Genomic DNA, 5,603 nt, shown 5'->3' on the forward strand with positions numbered 1-5,603 from the left:
AGGTAAATTGGGATCATTACTGGGAATGGCCTTGGATACAAATGGTGCAAGGGTTTTTTGGGACAATCTTTGCTGATATACGAGACGGAAGACAAGGATTATGGCTTGTTAGTATGCTATTTGTCTATATAGGCCTATTTAAAATTTGGAGCATTCGTATTAATGTCCCGTGGGAGAGATGGGGAGTTATCCTATTTACGGTTGCGAATGTGATACTTGCATTTTCGTTTAATACGCGTGGTGTCCCGTTCTACAGTACATTTCGTTATGTAAGTGTCGTGTTCCCGATATACGGTCTGATCGCGGTTGTATTGCCAAAGAAGATGCAACATATTGTGCTTGGTTTATTTACCATATTGGCATTTGTCGGGGCATGGACGTTTACCCATCACAATTGGTTTGCATAATTTGAACAGGTTCAGAATTTAATAGAGTAATAGCCCTTTTCAAGCATCTCGTTTTTTAATAAATAAAAAACGAGGTGTTTTTATTTTTGAAAAAATAAAAGAATTATTTGCGTATTCTGAATATTGGTGCTAAACTAACAAAAAAACAACATGAAATGAGGAAAATAAGATGGGATATACAAAAAATACCTATACTTATATAATTTGTTTATTATGCTAGAGGACTGAAACATCCATTGATAAAATAATGGAATTGTTTGAGTCCCATTGCCGTTTATAACTAGAGGCGCTCAAGCATTAATAAACAAAGCGCCCATCCTGAAACGGAAGGGTTTTTTATTTGTCAAAAGAGAAGATAGACAAAGTATTCATAAAGGGGAGTAGAGAGATTATGAAAGAATATTTTATTGATCGTATGTATAAAGCATCTGCAGGTATTGCGAATGCTGTTTTGGTCACACTTGGAATTGGTTTGTTGTGTCAGACGTTTGGTAAGTTTGTTGGTTGGGATTCCTTTATTATGATTGGAGCAGTTGCAAAGTCACTGCTAGCACCAGCTATTGGTGCAGGTATTGCCTATCAATTAGGTGGAAATACATTAATTATCTACAGTGCAATGGTCACGAGTACGGTGGGCGGAAATGCAGCACATGTATTGGCAAACGGATCGGTTGCACTTGTATCTGGACAACCTATTAGTGCGGTATTAACAGCACTCGTTACGGTTTGGGTTGGTAAACGTTTAGTAGGACGTACAAAACTTGATATGATGGCGATTCCAGTAGCAGCTATTTTTGTGGGAGGGATTGTTGGTGTTGGTCTTGCAGCCGTTACCACTCCATTTCTTCAATGGATTAGTAAAGAAATTACAACTTCTGTACACGGTTCACCGCTGATTGCATCTATGGTTATTGCACTTGTATGGAGCATCTTCCTTATGTCACCTGCATCATCAGCAGCGCTTGCTATTGCACTTCAATTAGATCCAGTTTCTAGCGCAGCGGCTTTAATTGGCTGTACGGTTCAATTTGTAGGATTTACCATTATGTCATTACGTGAAAATGATCTAGGTGGTTTTCTTGCACAATCTGTTGTTACACCGAAAGTACAATTTCCGAATTTAGTGAAAAATCCACTGCTCGTCATTCCGCCATTTGTTGCAGCCGTTGTAAGTGCACCGATTGCAACGCTTGGATTTCATTTTCAAGTTTCGTATGAACTAGCTGGACTTGGATTAAATTCCCTTATCGCACCATTAAATATTTTAGCAACACAAGGAATGTATGGATTTATGGTGTATATCACAACAGGTATTCTTATTCCAGCAGCGATTACAATTGGCTTGCATTATGCTATTAAAGCGATTGGGTGGGCTAAAGCTGGAGATTTGCGAATGGAAGTTCAATAATACAACGTGGGTGCTTCGCTCACTTGAAATAAAAAAGCTTTGTCATTTTGTGACAAGGCTTTTTTCTATGTATAAATGTGATAAACTAGAGGGGATGTAGTTCTAGTTGCATACTTGCCGTCGTGTTTTTTTCTAAATTAAACAACATAAATAACAAATTTATTATGTATATAGATTAATATAACGTTTAACAAATATAAAGGGTGTGAAGAAGTTGAAACATGACCCGGTGAAGCAGGAATGTGCAGAAATAGAAATGCAGTTGCGCCGGCGGATTAAAGAATTAGAAGAGCGTGAAGAACAATTACAGAAGAATAAAGCGTTGTATGCGAAGATACTCGATGCGCTACCTTTACATATTTTTCTTGAAAATAAAGAAGGACAAACTCTTTATGTAAACGAAATGGCGTGTAGAAATAATCAAGTTGAGAGACATGAAATCATTGGGAATACCATTTTTGATCTTTTCCCAGAGGAAGTTGCAAACCGAATTCGCAAATCTGATTTAGAGGTATGGCATACAAAAAAATATTTAGTAGAAGAGAACCAGGTAGGAACAGATGATCAACCAGTCTATAAATTGGCTGGAAAGAAAATCTTTAATGCTGATTCGCCAGAAGAATATTTGCTCGGTTTTGTGTTTGATATTACAGATAGGGTAAAAGCAGAACAACAATTACGCGAAAGTGAAGAGAAATTTCGCATGGTGCTAGAACAAGCCGCTGATAGTTATTTTCTTATAAATAATGAAGGGGCAATTGTTGACGTAAATACAACCGCTTGTAAGATGCTTGGCTATTCACGCGAAGAATTGCTTTCCTTAACGGTAGAGGATATTACTTCTATTCCTATGGATCAGGTAGAGAGATACTACCAGTTGTGCAATGAAAATCGCTCTATGAATGTAGAGCATTATCTAATTTGTAAAAGTCAAATGGCGATTCCTGTTGACACAAATGTTGCACTTGTGATGATAGGGAATAAAAACATGTATGCAGCTATGTGCCGAGATATACGCGATAAAAAGAAGGCCGAAGAACGCATTCGCTTTATGGCCTTTCATGATTCTCTAACGGGTTTACCAAATCGTTGGTATCTCCGTTCCTATATCGAAACGTATGTAGCAGATGCACAAAATAAAGGAAGTTTGTTTGCTCTGTTACTTCTTGATTTGGATTATTTTAAAACAATCAATGATACGCTTGGTCATCAAGCTGGGGATTGTTTACTACAAGACGTAGCGAAGCGGCTTCAAGCGCACATACGAGAGCAGGATATACTGGCTCGATTAGGCGGGGATGAGTTTATTATCTTTCTACCTGATTTGGTAGCAATTGATCAGGTTGTTGCGACTTGTGACAGCATACTTCTTGGAATGGCCGAGCCGTTTATTTTGCATGGTAACCCTTATCAAATTACGACAAGCGTTGGTGTAAGCTACTCTTCCATGGATGCTTCGACTTTGGATAGTTTAATACGCCGTGCTGATATTGCGATGTATGCTGCAAAGGAACAGGGAAGAAACAAGTGTTGCTTCTTTCATAACGAGATGACAGATATCGCGAACAATGGAGTGAAAATGGAGCGCAATTTATTTCATATATGATTCTTTTTTCTATAAGAAACCATTCTATTTTTGTAAAGGGTGGTTTTTTTGCTGTTTCTAAATTTGCGATAAATAGATCAGAAATTTGGTAAGATAGAATATGCACATCTTAGAAAAGGACTGATATATTTGAAAATGAATGAGGATCATAGTGAGAATGCTCATCTAAAGAAAGAGCTTAGCTTACTAGAAGCCATTACGGTAGTGATGGGAATTGTAATTGGCTCAGGCATATTTTTTAAAGCATCCCCTGTGTTTGGACAAGCAGGTTCGGCTTGGGTGGGGATGGCAGCTTGGGTAGTAGGCGGTATTGTCACCATGGCCTCCGCTCTAACGGTTGCTGAAATAGGTGCAGCCATTCCGAAAACAGGCGGCTTGTTTGTATATTTAAAGGAGCTTTATAATGAAAAATGGGCGTTCTTGTACGGATGGGTACAAACGCTTGTCTATACACCTGGGATTATTGCTGCACTTGCCATTGTGTTTGCTACGCAGGCTACTTATTTTGTCCCGATGTCTGAGTTTCAGCAAAAGATGGTAGCGGCATGTATAATCATTTTTGTCATGCTAATGAATACGATCTCGACAAAGCTAGGAAGCCGCATGCAGGTCATTACAACATTTGCGAAGCTTATTCCAATTGTTGTTATAATTTTCTTCGGCTTGCTTAAAGGACAGGCACATAGCTTAGCATCAGCTTCGCAGACGACATTTCATGCAGCAGGTTTTGGAGCTGCTATTCTCGGAACGCTTTGGGCCTATGATGGCTGGGTAAATGTGAGCAATATGGCCGGCGAGCTAAAGCGTCCGAAAACGGATTTACCTAGATCGATTATTTTGGGGATAACGTTGATTATCACGATTTATTTACTGGTGAACATGGCGATTATTCAAGTTATGCCAGTGAATGAGGTGGTAGCCTCTCATAAGGCTGCTTCTGATGCTGCCGTTTATTTATTTGGTAATGCCGGAGCGGGATTTATTGCAGCGGGAATTATGATTTCTATTATTGGGGCGTTAAATGGATATATTATGACTGGTGTGAGAGTCCCGTATGCCATGAGTAAAGAGGGGCTATTTCCTTTTTCTTCTGTATTTAGTCGTATACACGGGACATTTCAAACACCTGTAAATATTTTTATACTAGAAGGGATCTTAGCATTTCTTTATCTTGCTACCGGGTCATTCGAAACGTTAACGAATTTAGCTGTATTTGTTATGTGGATCTTCTTTGTTATGACAGTCGCAGGTGTGTTTATTCTGCGGTATAAGTTTAAGCAAATGGAACGTCCCTATCAAGTACCACTCTATCCGATTATTCCTATCATCGGAATTGTAGGGGGAATCTATATTATCATGAGTACCCTGATTACGAGTACTCTCTATGCCATAGTTGGTATTTTAATCACGGTAATAGGAATTCCGGTATATATGATGGTGAAACGACAAAAACGAATCTAATGTTTAAACAAGAACGAGGAAATATTCCCTCGTTCTTGTTAATATTTACTAATATATTCCTGATCGATAATCGTATAGCCTCTGGAATGGTCAAACACATATTGTATGACCTTCATAAATTCTGTTTTCTTTAAAGATTGAAAGAGTACCTTAAAGAAGAGACGATTATCTAGTTCATAAATATCATCTACAACTCCCCGCACGCCGGAAAGCTCAGGATTGGATATTTCAATTACGTCTCCCAGTTTAAATGCATCATTTCGGAAATAATCATTTTTGTATAATATAACTTGATTTGTAGACATTTCATGGATATTAAATGTTGATTTATTATGCGAGGAAAGACTTCGAATCCATGCAAAGGCATTTTGCATTGGAATGTTTTCTTCATCTTCTGGCTTTGGCCTTTCCACACAAATAAGTATGCTGACGAAAATACCAACAATGTTATAGCAGCACCAAATTAAGTTGACGATAATGCTACTGTATGAATATAGATTGAAGTATAAACTGTATAGGCCAAAGATGATGGCAGCAATCGATGAAAAGAATAAGAGTAGATGCGGAAGAGCAAGAGTGAATTGGAAGTATTTCGAATCGGTTTTCTTTTCTTTGGATGTTACGTTAAAGTTAAGCTGCTTCTGAAATAATAGTTCAGCAAATGCAGCGCTGGCGAGATAGGGTGCTAGTGCAACTTCATAAATATTAGCCCAGTATAAGG

The 5,603-nt window shown here is 38.3% G+C and carries 5 protein-coding genes; 4 read left to right on the plus strand and 1 reads right to left on the minus strand.

Going from position 1 to position 5,603, the window contains the following annotated elements; translation table 11 throughout:
• The 4 genes from AC11ZT_RS10845 to AC11ZT_RS10860 form a co-directional block, all read left to right on the plus strand.
• A partial coding sequence (locus AC11ZT_RS10845; RefSeq protein ID WP_484059604.1) for a hypothetical protein occupies window positions 1–407 on the plus strand: 407 nt, incomplete at its 5' end.
• Window positions 408–798: 391 nt separating this feature from the next.
• Entirely contained in the window at window positions 799–1,815 is a 1,017-nt protein-coding gene (locus AC11ZT_RS10850; protein WP_484059605.1) for a PTS sugar transporter subunit IIC, read from the plus strand.
• 214 nt (window positions 1,816–2,029) lie between these two features.
• Entirely contained in the window at window positions 2,030–3,421 is a 1,392-nt protein-coding gene (locus AC11ZT_RS10855) for a PAS domain-containing protein (RefSeq protein ID WP_484059606.1), read from the plus strand.
• 135 nt (window positions 3,422–3,556) lie between these two features.
• On the plus strand, window positions 3,557–4,882 hold the full coding sequence (locus AC11ZT_RS10860) for an APC family permease (RefSeq protein ID WP_484059608.1): 1,326 nt from the start codon (window positions 3,557–3,559) through the stop codon (window positions 4,880–4,882).
• Between the two features lie 38 nt (window positions 4,883–4,920).
• Here the strand turns inward: AC11ZT_RS10860 and AC11ZT_RS10865 are convergent.
• Window positions 4,921–5,603, minus strand: a 683-nt coding sequence (locus AC11ZT_RS10865; RefSeq protein ID WP_484059607.1) for a hypothetical protein, incomplete at its 5' end; no start/stop codon positions are given.

It is taken from the genome of Ectobacillus sp. (assembly GCF_056992975.1).